The organism is Myroides phaeus (genome assembly GCF_900099675.1).
GTDB lineage: Bacteria > Bacteroidota > Bacteroidia > Flavobacteriales > Flavobacteriaceae > Flavobacterium > Flavobacterium phaeum.
In genome coordinates this window covers 1-25,452 of sequence record NZ_FNDQ01000025.1, presented here as the reverse complement: position 1 = coordinate 25,452, position 25,452 = coordinate 1, and the positions used below count along the sequence as shown (strand labels likewise).

Here is a 25,452-nt window from a genome sequence, read left to right as displayed (position 1 = left end):
TTTATTTCAACTCTAAATCAAATATTTCTCTTAATAATTCTATTTCTGGATTAATCTCACTCAGATGTTGATACTTATCTTTTGAATGAAATACTTTCTTAGCTAATTTAATCTCTTCGTTAACTGTAATATTAATCTCGATTCCGTAGTTGTTTAGTCTTTTTCTTAAATAATTTACTAACTCGTATTTATTCTCGTCAAAACTTATTTTAGAACCGTGGTTTGGTAATTCCAATTCTATAATATAACCATTCAAACGTGGTTTAGTCATTCCCATTAATGAAGACATCAACATTAAACCGGAACGAGCCAAACGCTCTGAAAAGCTATTCCATTCCATCATCATACGATCATAATGAAAATGATCTTTAGGTAAGTCTTCTGGATTAACTACTTGCTTTTCTAAAGAAAAAGCCATCTCTTTCCTTGCACGAATACTTGACAAGGACAAAGCAGACACTTTTCGTGTCCCACCATTAGCACGTGCACTTTGTTGATTATGATTAGGGTGTAATGATGGCTGTTCTTGCTCTACATTTCCCTGAATTGGCTGCTGTGCCGTATGCTGTTGCACTTGAGCAACAGGATTTGTATTGTGACTTACTAAATCTGAGGTTTGGTTATATATTGCATTTATCTGTCCTCCTCCTCCTAAAACAGGCTGATTAGCAACAGTAGTATTCTCTATCGGAGCAACATTGCCAAGCAATTGCTTCAATAAATCTGCAGGTATTATATATTGTTTATCTTTTTTTTTTCGCCTTCAAAAGTTAAAGACGCTAACTGCATTAAACACAATTCTACCAATAATCGCTGATTTTGACTTGATTTATATTTCAAATCACAGTCATTTGCTATTTCAATAGCATTTAACAATAAAGGCATTGATGTCTGTTGCGACTGGTTATAAAACAATTGCTTTCCGTGATCACCAATCTCTAACAAATTAATCGTTTCTGGTGTTTTACATACCATTAAATCTCTGAAATGAGATGCTAATCCAGACACAAAATGATGTCCGTCAAAACCTTTTGCCAAAATATCGTCAAACGCTAATAATAACGCAGGAATATTATTTTGCAAAATATAATCTGTAATTCTAATGTAATATTCAAAGTCTAATACATTCAAATTCTCAGCTACTGCTTGACGAGTTAAGTTTCTACCGCAATAAGACACTACTCTGTCAAAAATAGATAGTGCATCACGCATAGCCCCGTCAGCCTTCTGTGCAATGATACGAAGTGCATCATCTTCATAAGTAATTCCTTGACTTCTCGCTACAAGTGCCAAATGATTAGCAGCATCAGCAATAGTAATTCTCTTGAAATCAAATATTTGACATCGCGATAATATCGTCGGAATAATCTTGTGTTTTTCTGTAGTTGCTAAGATAAATATAGCATGACGTGGCGGCTCTTCTAATGTCTTTAAAAACGCATTAAAAGCTGCTGATGATAGCATATGTACCTCATCGATGATATATACCTTATACTTTCCTGTTTGTGGTGGTATACGAACTTGATCTATCAAATTACGAATATCATCCACAGAGTTATTTGAAGCAGCATCTAACTCAAATACATTAAAAGCAAAGTCTTCATTTGGATTATCATACCCTTCTTGGTTAATCTTTCTCGCCAAAATACGCGCACATGTCGTCTTCCCCACTCCTCTCGGACCAGTGAATAACAAAGCTTGAGCTAAGTGATTGCTTTCAATTGCATTCACTAATGTACTCGTGATAGCTTGTTGTCCTACAACGTCGTTAAAGGTTTGAGGTCTGTATTTACGGGCAGATACGATGAATTGTTCCATAGATATAATATTAACGCAAAGGTAGTTTATTTTTTAGAATGTGAAAACTATTCTCTTAACTCCAAAGGAAAAAACTCTTCTTCTTTCTGTTCTAACACCCACTTCTTTCTTAATTCATTAAAATTAATTCCAGGAGAACCTGTTGAATATTCTAATTCATTTCTAAAAAACAAATACTGCAACTGTGTTTCTATATAAAAATCATTTATATCACTTTCAGGATGATATTCTGATTTCAAATTCAAACTAAATGTTCTTGCTGTAGTATTAGACCAGAAAGCAGTCCATCCACTTTTAAATTCTTTTATCAATGAAAATGCCGTATTCCCTGTCTGACGATCTATCAACTTCAACAATATCTTTCCGTCATTACGAGATAATTTCTTTAACCTCTCTTTAAACTGACTTTCTAAATACTTTTGTGAACGCTTTATATATTGGCGTTTTTCTCTATTCGTCTCCATCAGCTCTAAATTCTTATTCAGTATAACCAAATTTGCAGCTGTAGCTTCTGCATAAGGATATACGCGTCTAAGGCGATTGCGCAGTATAATCATATCTCGTCGATACTTTTCTTCACGAGCATCCACACCAATGAATATCTCTGGTATCGAATATTCCTGAATTGTATCTCCATTCACTATTATCTCGTGAGGAATATCTGGCACTTGCCTAAGCTCTTGTTCTTGCGCCATGCTCAAGAATGGCATTAAAAATAGCACGATAACTATTAACTTTCTCATAACCCAAATTGTTAATCAAAAATATCGCTTTTTGTTGAGTTATAATAACAGATTGGGTAAATTAGCAAAAAATAAAATCATGAATACTGAAACAATTTTGAATGAAGATTCTTTAAATTTTTTAAAAGAATATCTTAATAATCCATCTCCCACAGGTCATGAGTCACAAGGACAAAAGATATGGATGGACTATCTAAAACCTTATGTTGACACTTTTTTTACTGATACATATGGTACTGCAGTTGGAGTTATCAATCCAAACGCTCCTTATAAAGTTGTTATTGAAGGACACGCAGACGAAATTTCTTGGTATGTAAAATACATTACTGATGAAGGGTTTATTCACGTTGTAAGAAACGGAGGTAGTGACCACATGATCGCTCCTTCTAAAAGAGTACTAATCCACACTAAAAAAGGAACTGTAGAAGGTGTTTTTGGTTGGCCTGCTATCCACATAAGAAATAGAGCTGGAAAAGAAGAGTCTCCTAAAATCGAAACAAACTTCATCGATGTTGGTTGTGATTCTAAAGCAGAAGTTGAAGCTTTAGGAATTCACGTTGGTTGTGTAATCACTTATCCTGATACTTTCACAATTTTAAATAACAACAGATTTGTTTGTCGCGCAATTGACAATAGAATGGGAGGTTTTATGATTGCTGAAGTTGCTCGTTTATTAAAAGAAAATAAAAAAGAACTACCTTTTGGTCTATACATCGTAAACGCAGTACAAGAAGAAGTTGGTTTGAGAGGAGCTGAAATGATAACGCAAACAATTAAACCTAATGTTGCTATTGTAACTGATGTTTGCCATGATTCAAATACCCCTATGGTTGACAAAAATATTGAAGGTGATAATAAGATTGGTAGAGGTCCTGTTGTAGGGTATGCTCCTGCTATTCAAAACAATCTAAGAGAATTAATTGAAGAAACAGCAGAGAACAACAAAATTCCTTTTCAACGCAACGCTATGTCCCGCGTAACTGGTACAGATACAGACGCTTTTGCATACAGCAATGGTGGTGTAGCTTCTGCTTTAATTTCATTACCTCTTCGTTATATGCACACTACAGTAGAAATGGTTCATAGAACAGACGTTGAAAATACTATCCGTTTAATTTATGAAACGCTTCTTAAAATCCAGAATAACGAAACCTTTTCTTATTTCAAATAAGATTTAAAAGATAACAATTCAAATTAGCCTTATAAAGTAACTAACTTTATAAGGCTTTTTTTTTGCAGACAAAACAGCTATTTACACTTCAATTTGTCACGTATTTACAGGGCTCTTCTAATTAAATCACTTATCTTTGATTTAAAATTGAATATACAATGTCTTTTTACAATAGAAATAAAAAAAGTACAACTAAAATCAACGCTAATCTTACATTAGCTCAGTTAATAGAACAAGCCGGAAGCAAACCTGAATACCGCGCTATTTTTTATGATCGTTTTCTAAAAGATTATATCTATGTATTAGTTGAAAAAACACCTAATAACTCTAATTCTAATGAAAGCCTTGCAGCTGATGCACCTATTTTAGTTCTGGATGACCAACGCATCCCTGTATTTACAAGTCTTGATAGTATTTCTGAAAATGGTGAAGTAACAGACGATATCTCGTATATGAAAGTAAGAGGTCGCTCTTTCTTAGAGATGACGTTTGGTTCTACTATTATAGTAAATCCTTTTTCTAAGATATATAAAAACTTAGTTCCTGAAGAAATTTCTCAAATGCTTAATGGTAGTATTTTCAACACTTTGTCAAACCCTGTTTTGAAAGCTCAAATGCAAGTAAAAATAGGTAAACCAGAAGTTGAACCTACTAAACTTTTAGAAGAACTTACACAACTCTTCTCAACACACGAGGTGATTGATAATGCATATATTGGGTGGACATTCAATCCTATGATAGACAAGAAACCTCATTACATCTTTGCTATTGAAACTATCGCTGAAAAGAGACAGTTTAAAGAAATAGCTGATATGATTTCAAATACATGTGTACCTCACTTGAAGAAAGAAGAGTTTATAGACATTATTAAATTAGAACAGAATGGCAATTTTAGTGATTACTTCTACAAGTATGCTGAGCCGTTCTATAAAAAACAATAAACTATGATGCAACAAGCTAAGTTCACTCCTATCGATCTGGATACCTGGAGCCGTAAACCTTACTACGATTACTATCGCAATAAGTTAAAAACAAAATATACGGTTAGTATTAAAGTCGATATTACAGAACTTCACGCTTGTTATAAAATTAAAGGTTATAAGTTTTACCCTACTTTTATGTATGTGATCATGAAAGCATTAAACAATAGTGACGCTTTCCGAACCGCAATTCACAACGGACAATTAGGGCAATGGAACTTCTTACAACCTGCATTTACCATATTTCATGAAGACGATAAAACCTTCTCTGATTTATGGAGTGAATACCATAATGATTTTGCAATTTTCCACCAAGTAATTACAAAAGACATAAATACTTACAAAGATGTAAAACAAATTAAGGCAAGACCAAACACTCCGCCTAACTTTGTCCCTATTTCTTGTGTACCATGGATCAGTTTTGAAAGCATTAGTCAAGATACAACAGTTGATTTTGACTTTCTACAACCTATTATCCGATTTGGAAAGTTTTACACAGAAAAAGACAGGGTTAAAATCCCCTTGTCAATATTTGTAAATCACGCAATTGCAGATGGATATCACACTTCAATGTTATTAAATGACATACAAAATATAGCTACCAACGTAGCAGAATGGATGAAATAAAAGTGCTTTCGAGCACTTTTATTTTTTACCACCTTTAGCAAATTAACACTCAAAAACACACGCAACAATCTGAAAACAAAAAGAATAACACCTTTCTTTCCTAAAAAAATTAAGTTTTAAACCACTATTTTTAACACAACAAAAAAATACTATCTTGCGATTTCACTTTTAGAAATAGCAATGAGTACAAAAACAAAAAAGAGCTTAGTAGATAAGTTCCTATCTTCGGTTGAACGAATTGGTAATATGTTACCACATCCAGCTACCCTATTTGCAAGTTTTGCATTATTAGTTATTATAGCTTCTTGGATAGCAAGTTTTTTTGATTTATCCGTTATTCACCCTGGTACACAAGAAGAGATTAAATCTTTTAATCTTGTAAGTGCTGAAGGGTTGCAAATGATACTTACCAAAATGGTAACTAACTTTACAAACTTTGCTCCTTTGGGAACTGTACTTGTATCTTTACTTGGAATAGGTATCGCAGAAGGTTCTGGTCTAATTGGAACTGTACTTAAAAAAATTGTCTTATCATCTCCTAAAAAACTATTAACCTTTGTTATTGTTTTTGCTGGTATTTTATCAAATACAGCAAGTGAAGTAGGTTATGTTTTATTAGTCCCTTTAGCCGCAGTTATATTCTTAGCCGCAGGACGTCATCCAATAGCCGGACTTGCAGCAGCTTTTGCAGGGGTTTCTGGTGGATATAGTGCCAACTTATTATTAGGAACAATTGACCCATTGTTAGCTGGTTTATCAGAAGAAGCAGCTCGTATTATGATTCCTGACTATGTTGTTAATCCTGCTGCAAACTACTATTTTATGTTTGTTTCTACATTTATAATTGCAGGTTTAGGTACTTGGGTAACAGAGAGAATAGTTATTCCAAGATTAGGTACATATGAGGGAGAAGAAAAAGCAATATCTATTGATCCTTTAACGAAAGAAGAGAAAAAAGGATTATTATATGCAGGCTTAGCTGCATTAGCTTTCACAGCTTTTGTTTTAGGAGGACTTATTCCTGAACAAGGGTATTTAAGAGGAGAAGGCGGAGCCATACTTAAATCGCCTTTTATGTCTGGTATTGTAGCTTTGTTATTCATTGGTTCTGCAGTTGCAGGTATCGCTTATGGTATTGGAGCTAAAACAATAAAAAATGATAGTGATGTAATGAAGGGAATGTCTAAAGCAATGGAAACCTTAGGCTCTTATATTGTATTGGTGTTCTTTGCAGCTCAGTTCGTTGCTTATTTCAACTGGACTAATCTTGGTATTATTTTCGCTATTGAAGGTGCGGGTACATTACAAAAATCAGGATTAGGTCCTATTCCACTAATGTTATCATTTGTAATCGTATCAGCTTTAATTAACTTAATTATGGGTAGTGCTTCTGCTAAATGGGCAATTATGGCCCCTGTATTTATCCCTATGTTTATGTTATTAGGCTACTCTCCTGAATTTGTTCAGGTTGCATACAGAATTGGAGATAGCGTTACCAACATCATTTCTCCAATGATGAGTTACTTCGCCTTAATTGTTGCCTTTATGCAGCGCTATGATAAAAAAGCAGGAATAGGTACAATTGTATCTACAATGTTACCTTATACAATAATATTCTTTATCGGTTGGTCTATCCTCTTAATAATATGGATTTTAATCGGTTTACCTATAGGTCCTGGAGCGCAATTACACGTTACAGTCTAAAAAATATAAAAGATGCTTGAATAAGCATCTTTTTTTTGTTCTTATTTCTACTAAAAACACAGTCTTTTTAGCAAACAAAAAGTTAAATACACAAACCTGTTTATCACAACAATAAAACACAAACAAGTAAATTACAATTATTTAAAAACAACAAAAATTAACATATAATCAAAAACATTAGCACCATAAAGAATAACTATTACCTAAAATCACCACCCTATATTTTTAGACTACTTTCGCAAATTCGTTTTTAAAAATAAAGAATGTCAAACAACAAACCGAATAGCTTTCTATTCCTTGTTTACTTAGCAGGACTAAGCATAATCGGCTTTTTAGCCACAGATATGTACTTACCTGCATTTGATAAAATGCGTATAGACTTAGGCACTACAAAAAGCAATATCAGCTTAAGCCTTAGTTTATTCTTAGGAGGATACGCAATCGCCCAATTAATATGGGGACCAATCTCTGAAAAGTTTGGCAAACCAAAAACAATCCTAACAGGCTTGGGAATATTTACTATTTCTTCTCTTATCATATATTTCACAGATAGTGTTGCCTTACTTTTAGCTTTGCGTTTAATACAAGCTATTGGTGTTTGTGCCGCTGCAGTTACTTGGCAAACATTAGTGATTGAAAAATACCCAGCAGAAGAAACTAATAAAGTATTTGCTTCTATTATGCCATTAGTTGCTTTATCTCCTGCTCTTGCGCCTCTTTTAGGTGTTTATTTACTTAACCAATTCGGATGGAGATCTATCTTCATAAGCCTTGCTGTGATTGCTATCTTATTAATAGCTTATACATTTACAATAACAGAAGAGAAAAAAGACGAACACAAAGAGATTGAGGCAACTGAAAACAAAAGTTACTTCTCGCTTTTAAAGTCAAAAAAATATGTAGGTAATGTACTTATTTACGCTATTTGCTCTGGTGCATTCTTCGCTTGGCTTACAGGTTCAACTTTCTTCTTAAAAGAAATGGGATATACAGAAAGTCAAATCGGACTGAGCTTTGTTCCACAAACAATTTCTTTCCTAATCGGTGGTTACGGTTATCGCTTTATCTCTCATAAAGTAGAGAGCTATAAAATTATGCCGTTTACAATTGCTTTGTATTCCATTGGTGCAACTACATTATACTTGTTATCTGTGTTTACAGAACCATCACTAACAACGCTTTTAATACCGTTCTGTTTAATGGCTTTAACAAATGGTGCTAACTATCCAATAGTAGTAGCAGAGGCCTTAAAATCTTTTCCTAACAATACAGGAAAGGCTGCCGCATTGCAAAACACTATTCAACTTGGTGTATGTTTTATAACAAGTGCTATCGTATCGATATTTACACAAGATGCTTTACTTACAACCACAATCGTAATGGGATGTACTGTTCCCTTTATGTATTTAGGTTTTAGATTAAGTAGAAAATAATACAAATTAAAAAGGAAGCTTTTGGGCTTCCTTTTTTATATCTTCAAACTTACTCCTTTATCAAATCATTGTAAACTTCTCCTCCACATTTCCAAGGAAATACAAGTACCTCTCCTTTTTTGTGAATATACGCTGTCAATTCCCCCTTTCTTTTAATAAGCGTATCTCCTACTTCAATATACTTTTTATATTGACTCCATCTTCTTCCCGGATCTATAATTGTTTTGGCACTATTCGTATAAATATTTGTCCCTTTTAAAACAAAATAGTTACTTGATTTTTGTGTAGGCAATTCACTTGCTATAATAACACACTCCATTTGCAATTCACTCTTAGTCAATGCTTCACAATCTGGTCGCAAATTATTACAAGAGCTAAACATAAAACCAACACTAAGTAAAACAACTAAACACTTCATATTACAAGTAAGCATTATAAAACAATCATTACTGCAAGGTAACCTAAATTTATTAAAAGCTCTATATTCTCATAAATAAGACAATAATTATAGCTATTTAATAACAAAAAAAGGGAACCCATAATAATGGATTCCCTTTCATATATAGTGTAATATTCTAACTATTCATTAGAAACGTCAACAGTAGTTTGTTCAGCAATTTGCTTATAAGTACCGTTTTCTAACTTCTCACGAATTGCTTCATAAGCAGATAAAGTCTCAGCAATATCTTCTTTAGTGTGAGTAGCAGTTGGGATCATTCTCAATAAAATAATTCCTTTTGGAATAACTGGATACACAACAATAGATAAGAAAATGCTGTAGTTTTCACGTAAGTCATTTACCATAACCATTGCCTCTGGAATACTTCCTTCTAAGTAAACAGGAGTAACACAAGTATTCGTATCACCAATATTAAATCCTCTTTCTTTTAATCCGTTTTGAAGTAAGTTCACATTCTCCCATAATTTATCTTTCAATCCTGGATTAGAACGTAATAAATCTAAACGTTTTAACGCTCCTAATGTAAAAATCATTGGCAATGATTTAGCAAACATTTGAGAACGTAAATTGTATTTTAAGTAATCAATAATATCTTTATCTGCAGCTACAAAAGCTCCAATTGATGCCATTGACTTAGCAAAAGTAGAGAAATAAACATCAATACCATCTTGACATCCTTGCTCTTCACCTGCTCCAGCTCCTGTTGCACCTAAAGTACCAAATCCGTGAGCATCATCAACTAATAAACGGAAATTGTATTTATCTTTTAAAGCAACAATCTCTTTCAATTTACCTTGCTGACCTCTCATTCCGAATACACCTTCAGTAATAACTAAAATACCACCTCCAGTTGTTTCAGCCATTTTAGTAGCTCTATCTAAGTTTTTTTCTAAACTCTCAATGTCGTTATGTTTATACGTAAAACGTTTTCCCATATGTAAACGAACACCGTCGATAATACATGCGTGAGAATCTACGTCATATACAATAACGTCGTTTTTAGTAACCAATGCATCAATAATAGACACCATTCCTTGGTAACCAAAGTTTAATAAATAAGCAGCTTCTTTCTTTACGAACGCAGCTAACTCATTTTGTAATTGTTCGTGCATAGAAGTATGTCCTGACATCATACGAGCTCCCATTGGATATGCTGCTCCATATTCTGCTGCTGCTTCTGCATCTACTTTTCTTACTTCTGGGTGATTAGATAAACCTAAATAATCATTGATACTCCAGTTAATAACTTCTTTTCCATGAAACATCATACGATTTGACAAAGGCCCCTCTAACTTAGGGAAAACATAATATCCTTCTGCTTGAGATGCCCATTTTCCTAAAGGCCCTTTATTTTTCTGTATTCTGTCAAATAAATCGTTTACCATAATATAACTATGTTTAAAAAAACAAATGCAAAATTAATGATATTTTATATGCTTTCATAATAAATACAAAACTATTTAATACCAAACACCTTTAACTTTACTAACAATAAAAATGATTTTAATATAAAAATACAATCATAAATTGAGAATATTACCTATTCTATGATGTATTTTATTCGATAAAAAGTGAATTAAAAAAAGAAAACCTTTCAATATGAAAGGTTTTCTTATATAACTATACTAGTATAATGCTGGATATAAACTTGGATTTACCTCATTCATAATCGCATAAATTTTTTCAAATACATCTTCAGCTGATGGTTTTGAGAAGTAATCTCCATCTGTTCCATAAGCTGGTCTGTGCGCTTTAGCTGTCAAAGTTTGTGGTTCACTGTCTAAATGACGGTAACCTTTTTGTTCTTCTAATACTTTTTGTAAGATATACGCTGATGCTCCTCCTGGTACGTCTTCGTCGATTACTAACAAACGATTTGTTTTAGCTAAACTCTTAACGATATCATGATTAACATCAAATGGCAATAAAGACTGTGCATCAATAATTTCCACTTCAATACCTAACTCCAATAATTCTTGTGCAGCTTGCTCTACAATTCTCAAAGTAGATCCGTAAGAAACCACAGTAATATCTTTACCTTCTTTGATTGTTTCTACTACTCCAATCGGTGTTTTAAACTCTCCTAAATTTGTTGGCATCGTTTCTTTCAAACGGTATCCATTCAAACATTCGATTAACAACGCTGGCTCATCACTTTCCATTAATGTATTATAGAAACCAGCTGCTTTAGTCATATTACGAGGTACTAAAACGTGCATCCCTCTTATTGCATTAATAATCATTCCCATAGGAGAACCTGAATGCCAAATTCCCTCTAAACGGTGTCCACGTGTTCTTACAATCAATGGTGCTTTTTGACGACCGACAGTTCTATATTGTAATGTAGCCAAGTCATCACTCATAATTTGAATAGCGTACAATAAATAATCTAAGTACTGAATTTCTGCAATCGGACGTAATCCTCTCATTGCCATTCCAATTCCTTGTCCTAAAATTGTAGCCTCACGAATACCTGTATCTGATACTCTATTTAATCCGTGTTTTTCTTGTAATCCTTCTAATCCTTGGTTTACGTCACCGATATTACCAGCGTCTTCTCCAAAAATCATCACGTTTTTATGTTTCTCCAAGATAAAATCAAAGTTATCTTTCAAAATTAAACGTGCATCTACTACCTCTGATGTTTCATCATAAGTAGGTAATACCTCATTAACCAATGTAGCTTTGTGAGCTGTTTCAGACATTAAATGAGAACTATATCTACCTTGATTTTGTTCAAAGTAGTTTTCAATAAACTGAACTAAAGTTCCTTTCCCAGCTTCTTTCACTACCATGCGCAACGCTTTACGCGCTACAGTAATTACATCTTTGCGGATTGGCTCTTTTATTCCTGCTAAATCACTTGCAAATTTCTCTAAGAAAACGCGGTTTGGACTTGAAGCAGCAACAGTATTTAACACTGCTACTAATTGGTCTCTTTCTGCTACAATTGGATCTAAATATGCTTTCCAAGCAGATTTTTTACCATCAAGAACCTCTTTTTTCAATTGTTTATCTAATTCATCTAACTCTTCTGTTGTAGCGATGTCTGAACTAATAATCCAATTTCTAAATTGTAAAACACAATCTTTCTCTGCTTCCCACTCTAAACGCTCTTTACTTTTATATCTCTCATGAGACCCTGAAGTTGAGTGTCCTTGTGGTTGTGTAAGCTCTTGTACGTGAATTAAAACTGGTATATGTTCTTCTCTTGCAATTTTTGAAGCTTTTGCATACGTTTCAATTAAAGAAACATAATCCCATCCGTTTACTCTTAAGATTTCGTAACCGTTTCCTTTATCATCACGTTGAAATCCTTTTAAGATTTCAGAGATGTTTTCTTTTGTAGTTTGATATTTTGCGTGAACAGAGATTCCGTAATTGTCATCCCAAACACTCATAACCATTGGCACTTGTAATACACCAGCTGCATTAATTGTTTCAAAAAACAATCCTTCTGACGTAGAAGCATTACCAATTGTTCCCCAAGCTACTTCATTACCATTAACAGAAAAATTACCTTCTGCATCTGCTTCAGCAAATTCTCTATAATACTTTGAAGCTTGTGCTAAACCTAACAATCTTGGCATTTGCCCAGCTGTAGGAGAAATATCCGCACTTGAGTTCTTTTGATTTACTAATTTATTCCAGTTTCCATTTTCATCAACACTATGCGTAGCAAAGTGTCCACCCATTTGACGTCCTCCAGACATTGGATCATACGCTAAATCAGCATGTCCAAAAAGTCCTGCAAAAAACTGCTCAACTGTTAACTCTCCAATCGCCATCATAAATGTTTGATCGCGATAGTAACCTGATCTAAAATCACCGTTTTGAAAAGCTTTAGCTAATGCCAATTGTGGCACTTCTTTTCCATCACCAAAAATTCCAAACTTCGCTTTTCCAGTAAGAACTTCACGTCTACCAAGTAAACTACATTCTCTACTTAACTTAGCAATTTTATAATCTTGAATTACCTCTTTCTTAAAATCTTCGTAAGAAAGAGCCATATTTGTTTCTTTTTGACTCATCGTAAAAATGTACTAATTTACCGGTTACGAATATAGAATAATATCGATAAAAAAGCTAATTTATAACACTACATTATTACCAATTAATGCACATCTCAATTATTATTTTAATAATCAACCCTGCATTTAATTATTAAAAACAAAATATTTTGTTAATTCACTATTTATAGATTATTAATATGATAATCGTATTTCAACAAAAAAACCCGTCATCAGACGGGTTTTAAGCTTATATTAGACACTGCTTTTTTTACTCTATAACAGTTAAAATTGACTCTAATGAGAATCGCACTTTTTTCATCGGAGCTAACCAATCATTTTCATGATCTCTTTCTCCCAATGCTAAAATAGTTACGCTTTTTAATCCTTTTGCAGTAAGTCCTAACACCTCATCCATTTGATCATTGTGAAACCCTTCCATTGGCGAAGCGTCAACTTTTAACTCTGCCGCTGCTCCAATAGCTAAACCAAATGCAATATATGCTTGTCTTGCTGCGTGTTGAAATTGTTGTTCCTCTGTTAATGAACCGAAATGAGTTTTAAGCGAGTTTTTATAATCGTTCATTTCTCCTTTTGCCATCTCGCGAATAGTTTCCATATTGTCAAAAACACTATCTATACGCGCTTCAGTATACGTATCCCAAGCAGCAAATACCAATAAATGTGAACACTCTTTTACTTGCACCTGATTCATTGCTACAGGAACCAACTTCTCTTTTAACTCTTGATTTTTAATTAAAATCATTTCAAAAGGTTGTAATCCTGATGATGTTGGTGCCATGCGTGCTGTTTCTACAATCTGCATCACTACCTCATCACTTAATTTAACCTCACTATTGTAACGTTTAGTAGCATATCGCCACTGTAAACTATTTAATAATTCCATTTTCAACATTAATTATTTAGCTAAAAAAGCTAAAACATTCTTTTCTATTCTCTCATTAATATTTGATACATCGGCTTTTACAAAAGGTTCACCTATAATTTTTTCATACAATTCAATATAGCGTTCTGAAACTGATGTAATATATTCATCTGTCATTTCAGGTACTTGTTGACCTTCTTGCCCTTGAAAACCGTTACCAATCAACCATTGTCTAACAAACTCTTTAGACAATTGCTTTTGAGCCTCCCCTTTTGCTTGACGTTCCTCATAACCATCCGCGTAAAAATAACGCGATGAATCTGGTGTATGGATTTCGTCTATTAACACAATCTTTCCTTCTTTTGTCTTTCCAAACTCATACTTTGTATCTACTAAGATAAGTCCTCTTGCCGCAGCAATTTCGCTACCTCTTTTATAAAGCGCCTGTGTATATTGTTCTAAAACCAAATAATCTTCTTCAGAAACAATTCCCCTTGCCAAGATATCCTCTCTTGAAATATCTACATCGTGTAACCCAATTTCCTCTTTAGTAGAAGGCGTAATAATTGGTGATGTAAGTTTATCATTTTCTTTAAGACCTTCTGCAAGTGTAACACCACATAAAACTCTTTTTCCGGCAGCATATTCGCGAGCAGCATGCCCTGCAAGATATCCTCTAATGACCATCTCTACTTTAAAAGGCTCACAAACGTGTCCCACAGCAACATTAGGATCAGGTGTAGCGACTAACCAATTTGGTACAATATCACTGGTCATCTCCATAAACTTCGTTGCAATTTGGTTCAAGATTTGCCCTTTAAAAGGAATCCCTTTTGGCATAATCACGTCAAATGCAGATAATCTATCCGTAGCAACCATAACCAATAGGTTGTCGTTGATATTGTAAACCTCTCTTACTTTTCCGTGATAAACTGACTTTTGATTTGGAAACTCAAAACTCGTTTTTGTGATTGTGTTATTCATATTTTTATTTAGTTGTGTAGTTCTTTCTTACTTAATACGCTAATAATTCTATTAACGCTTGTTCAAATCTACTTTTAGGTAGATATTGATCTTCCAAAGCTTTCACAAATGGGATAGCTGTTTCCAAACTTGCCACACGCTTTACTGGTGCGTCTAAATGTTCAAAACAGTTTTCCATAATCATTGCTGATATATCACTTGCAACTCCTCCAAACATTGAATCCTCTTGCAAAATTATAACTTTATTTGTTTTCTTAACGGAATTAAATATAGTTTCGGCATCCAATGGTTGTAAGGTACGCAAATCTATTAAATCTGCTTTTATTTTTGGGTTTTTATCTAAAGTTTCTAATGCCCAATGTACTCCTGCTCCAAATGATATGATTGTTACATCTTCTCCTTCCCTCAACATTGTTGCCTTGCCAAACGGAATTGTGTAATAATCTTTTGGTACATCCTGGTACACACTGCGATACAATTGCTTATGTTCAAAGAATATAACAGGATTTGGATCATTTATCGCTGTATTCATCAATCCTTTTGCATCTACAGGAAATGCAGGATAAACAACTTTAAGTCCTGGTGTTTTGGTAAACCACGCTTCATTTGTTTGAGAGTGAAATGGTCCTGCTTGGGTACCTCCACCACAAGGCATACGCACTACTACATCCGCTTTTTCATTCCACCTGTAATGAATTTTTGCCAAGTAATTGACAATTGGGTTAAAGCCTGTTGACACAAAATCACCAAACTGCATTTCCATAATCGCCTTTCCGCCATTAATTGAGTACCCCATAGCTGCAGAGACAACAGCACTTTCACAAATTGGTGTATTTCTAATGCGTTCTTTGCCAAATAGATCTACAAAACCATCAGTTACTTTAAATGCTCCTCCGTACTCAGCAATATCTTGCCCCATTATAACTAATTCAGGATGTCTTTCAAATGACTCTTTCAACGCTTGTGAAATAGCGTCTATAAAACGGATATTTTCCTTTTCTCCTGTTGGCGTTACCTCTTCATACACAAAAGGCGCGTACATATCTGATAACTCCTCTTGTAGATTAGCTACAATTGGTGCTTCTTCTTGTACTACTTTCCAATCTCTATCTATCTCTTCTTTAAATGCTTGACGCATTACCTCATCTACTTCTGGTGTTAACACACCTTCTGCTAATAGATAAGAACGATAATTTTCCAATGGGTCTTTGCGTTCCCATTCATCCATTAACTCTTGCGGTACATACTTTGTACCACTTGCTTCTTCATGTCCTCTACGTCTAAACGTTAAAAACTCAATCAATACAGGGCGTGGATTTTCTCGCATTGACGCTGCAATCTCACTAATTTGCGTATAGACTTCTAAGATATTATTTCCGTCTATAATATGACTTTCCATTCCATATCCTTGCGCTCTATCAGCCAAGTGTTTACATCGGTATTGCTCATTAGTAGGCGTTGACAATCCGTAACCATTATTTTCAATAACAAAGAGTACTGGTAAATCCCACACAGAAGCAATATTCAACGCTTCGTGAAAGTCTCCTTCCGACGTTCCCCCTTCACCAGTAAACACCGCAGTTATCTTCTTTTGTTTACGCAATTTATGTGCCAAGGCAATTCCATCAGCTACTCCCAACTGAGGACCAAGGTGTGATATCATTCCAACAATGTGGTATTCCTGAGTTCCAAAATGAAAAGAGCGTTCTCTTCCTTTTGTAAAACCATTTGCTTTTCCTTGCCATTGAGAGAATAATCGGTGTAGTGGAATATCTCGAGAAGTAAAAACTCCCAAGTTTCTATGCATTGGTAAAACATATTCATCTGGCTCTAAAGCAGCAACAATTCCAACAGAAATTGCCTCTTGCCCAATACCAGAGAACCATTTGGTTACCTTGCCCTGCCTAATAAGAATAAGCATTTTTTCTTCTACCATACGAGGTTTAAGTAGCCTCTGGTAAAGATCAAGTAATACTTGATCTGATAATTTTTTTCGGTTATAGTTTATTTGTTTCATGGTTGGTTTTAAAGAAACTAAAATAAGAATATTTGCGTATTAAAAAACATTACCACCTTCTTTTTACCTCCAATTTGACATAAAAGATTCTCTATTTTATTTTCAAACATCCTTTATATTCTAAGAGGACTTACGCCAAGCTAAAAACAAGAGTAATGCAATAGATAAATAAACAAGTAAAAAAGGCAATACACTTACGTCAAAAAAGCGGTAACTGATGATGCTAAAAAAGAAAACAACCGGATAAGCTAAAACTAAATACAGAAAAGTTCTGGATACAAAAAATTGTACCTTCTGTTTATTATTTGATGCTTTAAATACAGGAGCTCCTATGCTCATAATGGAAGGAATAAACATTAATATACTTCCTAAAAACGCTATACTAACTATAATCCACAAGACAATATTCATCGACTCCTTTTTTGTTCTAATAACTTATGTGATATTTTTCTATCTCATTTCTAAAACAAAAATAAAATTATAATTTTACAGCAGAAATAAATCTTCTTTAAAGCACAAAAAATCAAGGGTAATCTTTAAATATTCTTTATTGGGTTATTTTCACAATTCTTAACCTTTGAAATAGCTATTCATACTTTATAAAATAATTAATTGATAATTATTCGGGAACTATTCGGGACTTGTTCGGAAAAATGGGCCTTTTTCCGAACAAGTCCCGAACAACTATACTACTTTACCGAAACAAGTAACAAAAGACACTTGGTTCCAATTCTTACAAAACGCTTTAATTGACAAAAAATACAAACTGCTCATTATTTTATAAAAAAAAGGACAAGCATTTCTACCTGTCCTTTTAAAATTCACTTATTAATAAATTCCTATTTCACTTCTAAAACAATATTCATAAATGTTTTTCCTGTTACAACTCCATCTCCTTTTACTTTATAAACCAATATACCTTCTTTACTTAATGATACTATTTCAAATACAGAAGTATCGTAATAAGTAATATGGTAATTTAATTCATTAGCAGGCAATACTGGTAATTTTCCATCTATTCCAACACTTGAAAACATTGGTGCCGAGAATTGTCTAAAATAATCAGCATAGATATCTTTAGTGATTGTCTCATTTGCTTTTACTTCTAATACAATTGAGGGCATATAGAAAAATTTAGGCATTGCTGCTTTTAATTCCTGAAATGATGCACCACCTTTTCCATCTGCTACTAATACAGTACCTTGATTTTTATTTACTGAACTAATTTTACTGTCAGGAATCTCTTTTTCTCCGATATGTTTTTCTTTTACCCCTCCGTCTGCTATTTTAATTGACGCTGGATCGACTAATGCATAAATTCCATTATCAACTACTATAGAATTATCAGATGATGTTAATGCTTTACCATAATCTTTTGGTATCCCATATTCTGCGCCTCCTTTTCCATCGGCTATTAAGAAAGTACCTTTTGCAAATTCACCTGAAGAAATTTTATCGTATGTAACAGCTCTATATCCAATAAAATTAGAAGTAATTCCCAATGGTGCTAATTTTATAGATAAAGGAGAAAGTAAAACATGCTGATTACTTTCCAGTTCTCCAAATTGTAAAGGATGTGCAAGACTTAATTTTTTTCCTTTCTTAAAAACTGCCCCACCTTTTCCATCAGCTCTTATTACCCCTAAAGAATCATTTTCTACACTACGAATCTTATCAGGATCTATTGTCTTATACGCAATCTTTTCATTTACTATAGCACCATCAGCAATCTTTTCTGTTGTAATTCCCCCATCTCTAACATCAATAGAAGCAGCATTTAACAAAGCGTGATCTCCGTCTGTTACTTCAATAGCACCAGATCCAGATAATTCAGCTCCACCCAACTCTAACATAGAATTAATATCTTTAAAAGTAGTAGCCCCATTTCCATCAGACACTAAAAAATGATTTTCTGGCTTGCCTGTAGAATTAATTTTATCTGGTGTAACAGATTTTTCAGCTAAGTGTTTTGCTTGTATTCCACTATTTGCAATATCAAGTCTCATTGGTTTTAATACCGCTTTATCACCACTCTCTATTTTAATAGAGTTTTCTGTACTTGTAACTGCTTTTCCATTATCAAACACCAACTCATCCATTCCCTTATAACTAACAGTGCCATCACCTTTAGCAGTAAGTACCGTATTTGCAACTGCATTACCATCACCTACTTTAGAACTAATTTTCTCTTTTGTAACAGAATTATTTTGCAAATGCTTTGTTGCCACTCCTTCTGTAGCAATCTTAATTTCCGTTTCTTTTATTAAAGCTTTATTACCAGAAGCTACTTCAATAGAACCATCTGCTTTCAAATCTTGGCCGTGATCTCCAACAAGAGTACCCAAACTTTTATAAACTGCCCCACCTTTCCCATCTGCACTTAATACAGCATCTGTAGCTGCATTACCAGTTGGTAAAACAGTACTTACCTTATCTACCGTTACTGCTCTTGTTGCAAGTTTTGTATTTGTAACTGCTCCATTCGCTAACTTAGATTCTGATACAGCACTTTCACCAAGTTTTTCACTTGTAACAGCTGCATTTCCAAGTTTATCTGTAGTAATTGCATTTGTTACAATCTTACTCGTTGAAACAGCATTATCAGCTAATTTTCCATTTGTAACCGCATTTCCTGCCAATAAATCTGTTGTTATTCCTTCTGCTTTAACTTGGATATTGACTGCGCTATTTACAGCTTTTTTACCCGTTGTATTGTCATTAAACTCTAAAGCATTTCCTAATACTAAATCTTCAGCATTGTTATCTACAACTGCCTTAATTGCCTTGTATTCAACTGTTCCATCTACATTAGAAACAGGGATTAAATTTGCTGTTTTAGGTGCTCCTAATTTAGTAGCATCTACTTGTTGATTAACAATATGCTTCCCTAAAATAGAACTATCATTAATTGCTAAATCAACATTCGTCAATACAGCCCCATTGCCATTAGTAACTTTAATAGTACTGTCTGTACTTCCCAAGTCACCTTTAGTGATTATTTCACTTACAGCTTTGTACGCTACATTTCCACTACCATCTGCAGTTAATACAGTATTAGCAACTTCATTTGTAGTTGCACCTTTCTTAGAGCTAATCTTAGCTGCAGTAACTGCCTTATCAGCTAATTGAGTCGTTTTTACTGCACTTGCTGCAATATGCTTATTCTCAATTCCGGCAGTGGCAACTTCAATCTTTACATCATTTAATACTGATTGATCTCCGTTAGTAACTATAATTGAAGCATCAGAACCTAATGTTTTTGCATTTGTATTTAATGGTAAATACTTTGCTTCTCCGTCTCCTAATGCGGTTAGTACCGTCCCCATTGAAGATGTTTCACTATTCATCTTTGTAGCAGTAATATTCTTATCAGCTATTTTTGCATTTGTAATACCACCATTTCTAACACCAATACTCACATCTTTTAAAACAGCTTTTGTACCACCAGTAATTTCAATAGCTCCATTTGCTGTTTCAGACAAGTTCTTTCCATCTACATTTATCAGGTTGTTTATTGCTGTAAACTTCGCTCCTCCATCTCCATCAGAGATTAATACGTGATTGATAGTTTCATCTCCAGACGAAATTTTACTTGCTGTTACCGCCTTATCTTTTAAGTGTTCTGTTTGAACTCCTTCTTTTTTAATATCAATAGATGCAGTTTTTAATAATGATTTATCACCATCTTTAACTTCAATTGCTCCATTTCCAGATAATGCTTCTCCTTGATTGAAAACTAATTCATCCATTCCCTTGTAAGCAACTTTATCTCCAGCTGTCACAGTTAGCACTGTATTTTCAGCAGCTCCTTCTGGATTAATCTTTGCAGTTGTAACCACATTATCAGCTAATTGAGCTGTTTTTATCGCACCTACTTTGATGTGTTCATTGCCTACACCTTGATTTGCAATCTTAATTTCGGTTGCTTTTAATAAAGCTTTATTATCTGCTGTAACCGAAATAGAACCATCAGCTGTTAAGTTTTCACCTTGATCGAATACTAATTCACCTACTCCTTTATAAGCAACATTTCCGCTACCATCTGCAGTTAATACAGTATTTGCAACAGCTCCTTCTGAGCTAATCTTCTCAGTTGTAACAGCTTTATCAGCTAATTTAGTAGTGGTAATTCCTTGATTTGCAACATCTATTTCTGCTTCTGCTAAAACAATATTTAAACCATTACCTTTAGTAAACTGTAATGCTGGTGACAACAATAAATCTTTTCCACCATCTAATACAGCATCCTTACTCACATAATCAAACCCTCCAGCTCCATTTGTTACAAGGACATGATCCTTGCCTATAAAATCATCAGAATTATCTTCTTTTGAACTAAGCTTATTTTTAGTAATTGAATATTCATTGATTTTAAGATTTATGTCTTGAAGAACTACACCTTTTCCATCTTTTCCATCTCCAAAACCGATGATTCCATCTGTCGTTATATCGTGAGCTTCCGTTTGCTCTGCTGCTACTGTAGAATAAACAAAGCCACCTTTTCCATCTGTTACTAAAATTTTACCTTCTCCTTCTTCTGATCCTAATTTATCAATAGTAACATTTTTATCTCCTATTTTAGCAGTGGTAACGGCACTATTAACTATTTTATCAGTGATAACTGCATCCTTAGCCAATTTCGCAGAGGTAATAGATGCATCAGCTAAGCCTAACTTTACGTTAGAAAGCACTGTACCTGTGCCATTTTCAACAGTAACAACATCATCTGTCGTAATATTTCCTTTACCTGTGATACTTGCAGAAGTAATAGGCTGATACGAAACGTTACCATTTCCATCTGCTGTAGCAACAGTTCCTACTGTAGCGCCAGTTGATTTAAGTTTAGATGCTTCAATTGAGTTATCCTTAACACTTAAATTAACATTGCCTAATGTTTTATTTATTCCATTATCAACCGTTATAATCGCATCTCCTGACAAGTTTCCTTTTGAAGAGATAACATCTGTTGTAATCTGCTTGTAAGTAACATTTCCATCAGCATCACTAATTGCCACGCGATTATCTACACCTGCTACGTTTCCTCCAAAAAGTTTTGTATTGGTTACAGCTTGATTTGCTACTTTATCAGCTGTAACTGCACTAGTTGCAATTTTTGATTCCACAACACTTCCAGCTGCTAAATGAGCAGATTTAACTCCTCCTGTTTTTAAACTTAATGTCGTTTTCTTATCGTCAGCTCCAAACAAAACATTTTCTCCTCCTTCAACTTCTATACTTTCATTTCCTACTATATCCCCTTTCATCGAAGATTTCACAGCATTTGAAACAGGCTGAAAAGCAACACCACCACTACCATCTGCAGTTAAAATATCGCCTTGTGCAAAATTGGCAACTGTTGTTGCGGTAATGTCTTTAGAACTAATGCGATCAGTAGTTACTGCTTTAAAGTCAATATGGTCTGTTTGAATTCCTCTTTCATTTACTTTAAGAGTAATGTCTTTTCCTAAGATTGCTTTTTGAGTATCACTACTTACCGATATTGAGTTATCTGCCTTTAAAGAACCCGTTTCCTGAAGTTCCCCAAATGATTTATATGCTACATTACCTTGCCCATCTGCTGTAAGAATAGTCTTATCGGCAGCAGTACCAGAGCCAATCTTATCTGTAGTAACAGCATTGTCACCAATAAATTTGTTAGTGACACCTTTATCAGCTAAAGAAATATTTACTGGTTGTAAAGTTGCTTTATTATCTGTCTTATCTACGACAATAGGACCTGTAGTAGAAAGTTTTGCTGACTTTTCGTTAAAGATTGTATCAACTGCTTTGTAATAAGTTCCTCCTTGTCCATCAGCAGTTAACACTTGATTACCAGCAACCGTTTTCCCAGCAACTACCGAACTAATTTTATCAGTAGTAACAGCCTTATCAACCAATTTTGCAGTGGTAATAGATGTATCAGCTAAACCTAACTCTACATCAGAAAGTACTTTCCCTATACCATTTACAACAGTAACAACATTATCTGTTGTAATATTTCCTGCTCCAGTAACCATATCACTTGTTACTGCTTTATAAGTTACAGTACCTGTCGCGTCAGTCGTTGCTACAAGATTAGCTGTTCCTGTTGGTCCAACTAATTTAGTAGCTGTAACAGTTTTATCAGTAATACCTAATGTAACATCAGAAAGTACTTTATTAGCACCGTTATCAACACTTACGATACCATCTGTTTTGATTTCTCCAGCTGTTGTAATCATATCTCCCGTAATTGCTTGATAAGCTACTTTATCACCCTCTACAACTGTCAAAACACTGTTTTTACTAGCTCCCTCTGCATTTAATTGTACTGTTGTAACAGCTTTATCAGCTAACTTTTCAGTAGTAATACCCTTGTCTGTAATTGCTAAATAAATATCTTTTAAAACAGCTTTCTCTCCATTAGAATCACCAAGCGCCTCAGTTTTCCCAGATATGCTAATAATTCCGTCTGATTGTAAATTACCCGCTTTCGGTGCAATTATTTTTTCAATTGGAGAATAAATTACATTTCCATCTCCATCTGCCGAAAGTACCTCTCCTTTTTTAGCATTTCCTGTAACTACTTTAGAGCTAATCTTATCTGCGGTAACAGATTTATTACCAATATATTCATTTGTTATTCCTCCTTTTTCTAAAGAAACAGTAATTGGTTGTAAAGTTGCTTTGTTATCTTCATTACTAACCTTAATAGGTCCCGTTGTTGAAAGTTTTTCAGCAGTAGAAATCATATCACTCGTAACAGCTTGATACGTAACATTTCCATTACCATCTGCTGTAAGAACAGTATTTTTCCCAGCATCTTTAGAATCTATTTTTTCTTTCGTCACACTTTTATCAGCAAGGTGTTCATTCTTAACTCCTCCTGATTTCAAGCTCAACTTAGCATCTTTGGATGCCTGTCCAAAAAGAACATCTTTACCTCCTTCAACAGCAATACTTTCACTCTCAACTATATCACCTTTAGCCACTCTACTAACCACTGTTTCTGCACTTTCAAACTTAGCCATTGCGTTGTCTATTCCTCCTTCAGAAACTAATATTGCTCCATTTACTGCTCCAATAGCACTGATTTTGTCCTGAGTTACAGCTCTATTTGCAATATGTTCGTTCTTTATTCCTCCTGTATCAACTTTAATAGTAAGTTCTGACAACAAAGCCTTATTTGCAACACCTTCTACTTTTAAAGAAGCATCTGTTTTAAGCTCTTTTCCTTGGTTAGCGACCGTATTATAAATACTATTCTGAACTATTTCATTACCTAAAATAGTTGTTATATTTTCAATAACATCAGCTGGAATATCAATAGTTGAAGTAACACCTTGTTCGTCTGTATATGTATATTTCCCATCACCACCTTTAACAAGCGTAGTAACAATATTTAATTCAGATAGCTTAATGTTTACTTTGTGTTTATCTGTATCTTCTAATGAAAATTCGCTATTCTTATTTAGTTCTCCTCCTATTTTAGTTACAGCAAATGCCTTGTTTTTAGTATTCTCATCTGCTATTTTAGCGTAGTAAAACTCTCCCTTATCATCAACCATTAATACTTTTCCTGCATCAGCAATAGTTGCAATCAGTTTATCCTTTGTAATACTCTTGTCTTTTACGGATAAAATCACATTATTTAATACAGCATTTTCTCCTCCAGACACCTCAATAATATTGTTATTACTCGATAACTTTCTACCTTGAGAAGCAACTGTATTATAGATGTTTTCTTGTACAGTTTTATCTCCTAAGATTGTTTGGATATTATTAACAACATCTGTTACAACTTCAATTACATATGGAGTCTTTGCTTCATTATAATAAGTATAATTTCCTTTGCCATTATTATCAATATATGTATCTATATTAATATCACTTAAAGGCACTGGGAACGAATCATCTTCCGAATCCGTTATCGTTAAATTATCACCGTCAACAACAAAAGTGCTAATTACTGTATTTTTACCATCTAAAATGGCATAGTGTAATTTCCCTTCATCATTAACTACTAATGCTTTTCCAGCATCAGCTACAGTAGCAATTAATTTATCTTTTGTAATACTGTGGTCGTTTATAGATAAAGTTATTTCAGATAGTACAGCTTTATCTCCATTTTTAACCGCTATAATACTATCTGTATTAATCTTTTGACCTTTAGTAGCTATAGTATTATAAATACTATCTTGTACTTCTGTTACCTTTAAAATAGTATCAATATTGTTTACAACTGACTCTGGAATATCAACAACAACTACATCTCCTTTTTCATCAACATATTCAAATTTGCCTTCACCAATATCCTTTAATGTTGAAACAATATTTAATTCAGATAAAGCGATATCGATTCTATCACCATCTGAATCTGTTATAAATAATACACTTGAGGCATCTAATTTTCCATCTTTACTTTCAACAGCAATACTCTCATTTTTAGCATTCTCTTGTAAAATTACTGCATAGTATACATCTCCATCCTTATCAACCATCAACACTTTACCTACATCAGCTTTATCAGCTTTTAATTTAGAAGGTGTCCCGTCCTAAAATAGGTTTACACAAAATAGACTTATTTATGAAAGAGACAGAAAACACAAGGGAAAAGCGTAGTCAACGAGATTATACTTT

16 protein-coding genes are annotated in these 25,452 nt (G+C 33.9%); 5 read left to right on the top strand and 11 right to left on the bottom strand.

Features of this window, described 5'->3' with window-relative positions:
* Position 1 precedes the first annotated feature (1 nt).
* The 3 genes from BLT46_RS11135 to BLT46_RS11125 are packed head-to-tail and all read right to left on the bottom strand — an operon-like array spanning position 2 to position 2,561.
* Entirely contained in the window at positions 2 to 718 is a 717-nt protein-coding gene (locus BLT46_RS11135; RefSeq protein ID WP_143021896.1) for a hypothetical protein, read from the bottom strand.
* 14 nt (positions 719 to 732) lie between these two features.
* Complete coding sequence (gene dnaX / locus BLT46_RS11130; protein WP_090410195.1) at positions 733 to 1,818, bottom strand: DNA polymerase III subunit gamma/tau; 1,086 nt, start codon at positions 1,816 to 1,818, stop codon at positions 733 to 735.
* Positions 1,819 to 1,865: 47 nt separating this feature from the next.
* Complete coding sequence (locus tag BLT46_RS11125; protein ID WP_090410194.1) at positions 1,866 to 2,561, bottom strand: DUF4294 domain-containing protein; 696 nt, start codon at positions 2,559 to 2,561, stop codon at positions 1,866 to 1,868.
* 79 nt (positions 2,562 to 2,640) lie between these two features.
* Here BLT46_RS11125 and BLT46_RS11120 point away from each other — a divergent pair, with 79 nt between their 5' ends.
* From BLT46_RS11120 to punC, 5 genes are all read left to right on the top strand, one after another.
* Complete coding sequence (locus tag BLT46_RS11120; RefSeq protein ID WP_090410206.1) at positions 2,641 to 3,732, top strand: M42 family metallopeptidase; 1,092 nt, start codon at positions 2,641 to 2,643, stop codon at positions 3,730 to 3,732.
* 158 nt (positions 3,733 to 3,890) lie between these two features.
* Positions 3,891 to 4,673 carry an enhanced serine sensitivity protein SseB gene (locus tag BLT46_RS11115; protein ID WP_090410193.1) on the top strand — a complete coding sequence of 261 codons (783 nt, stop codon included), beginning with the start codon at positions 3,891 to 3,893 and terminating at the stop codon, positions 4,671 to 4,673.
* A 3-nt stretch (positions 4,674 to 4,676) separates the two neighbouring features.
* Complete coding sequence (locus tag BLT46_RS11110) at positions 4,677 to 5,339, top strand: CatA-like O-acetyltransferase (RefSeq protein ID WP_090410192.1); 663 nt, start codon at positions 4,677 to 4,679, stop codon at positions 5,337 to 5,339.
* Between the two features lie 180 nt (positions 5,340 to 5,519).
* On the top strand, positions 5,520 to 7,043 hold the full coding sequence (locus BLT46_RS11105) for an AbgT family transporter (protein WP_090410191.1): 1,524 nt from the start codon (positions 5,520 to 5,522) through the stop codon (positions 7,041 to 7,043).
* Positions 7,044 to 7,306: 263 nt separating this feature from the next.
* Positions 7,307 to 8,476, top strand: coding sequence for a purine nucleoside transporter PunC (gene punC / locus BLT46_RS11100; RefSeq protein ID WP_090410190.1), 1,170 nt, complete (start codon positions 7,307 to 7,309; stop codon positions 8,474 to 8,476).
* Positions 8,477 to 8,525: 49 nt separating this feature from the next.
* Here punC and BLT46_RS11095 read toward each other — a convergent pair whose 3' ends face one another.
* The 8 genes from BLT46_RS11095 to BLT46_RS11060 all read right to left on the bottom strand — a co-directional run bounded on the left by BLT46_RS11095 (position 8,526) and on the right by BLT46_RS11060 (position 25,316).
* Entirely contained in the window at positions 8,526 to 8,894 is a 369-nt protein-coding gene (locus tag BLT46_RS11095; protein WP_090410189.1) for a hypothetical protein, read from the bottom strand.
* A gap of 161 nt (positions 8,895 to 9,055) precedes the next feature.
* Positions 9,056 to 10,321, bottom strand: coding sequence for a cysteate-C-fatty acyltransferase (locus BLT46_RS11090; RefSeq protein ID WP_090410188.1), 1,266 nt, complete (start codon positions 10,319 to 10,321; stop codon positions 9,056 to 9,058).
* Between the two features lie 240 nt (positions 10,322 to 10,561).
* Complete coding sequence (locus BLT46_RS11085; protein WP_090410187.1) at positions 10,562 to 12,967, bottom strand: alpha-ketoacid dehydrogenase subunit alpha/beta; 2,406 nt, start codon at positions 12,965 to 12,967, stop codon at positions 10,562 to 10,564.
* 250 nt (positions 12,968 to 13,217) lie between these two features.
* Positions 13,218 to 13,853, bottom strand: coding sequence for an NAD(P)H-dependent oxidoreductase (locus BLT46_RS11080; protein ID WP_090410186.1), 636 nt, complete (start codon positions 13,851 to 13,853; stop codon positions 13,218 to 13,220).
* 12 nt (positions 13,854 to 13,865) lie between these two features.
* Complete coding sequence (locus BLT46_RS11075) at positions 13,866 to 14,816, bottom strand: phosphoribosylaminoimidazolesuccinocarboxamide synthase (RefSeq protein ID WP_090410185.1); 951 nt, start codon at positions 14,814 to 14,816, stop codon at positions 13,866 to 13,868.
* Between the two features lie 31 nt (positions 14,817 to 14,847).
* Positions 14,848 to 16,833 (bottom strand): alpha-ketoacid dehydrogenase subunit alpha/beta, encoded by a 1,986-nt coding sequence (locus BLT46_RS11070; RefSeq protein ID WP_090410184.1) that lies wholly within the window; start codon positions 16,831 to 16,833, stop codon positions 14,848 to 14,850.
* A gap of 120 nt (positions 16,834 to 16,953) precedes the next feature.
* Positions 16,954 to 17,244, bottom strand: a complete 291-nt coding sequence (locus tag BLT46_RS11065; protein WP_143021895.1) for a hypothetical protein — start codon at positions 17,242 to 17,244, stop codon at positions 16,954 to 16,956.
* A 428-nt stretch (positions 17,245 to 17,672) separates the two neighbouring features.
* Entirely contained in the window at positions 17,673 to 25,316 is a 7,644-nt protein-coding gene (locus tag BLT46_RS11060) for a beta strand repeat-containing protein (protein ID WP_176770750.1), read from the bottom strand.
* Between the last annotated feature and the right edge of the window lie 136 nt (positions 25,317 to 25,452).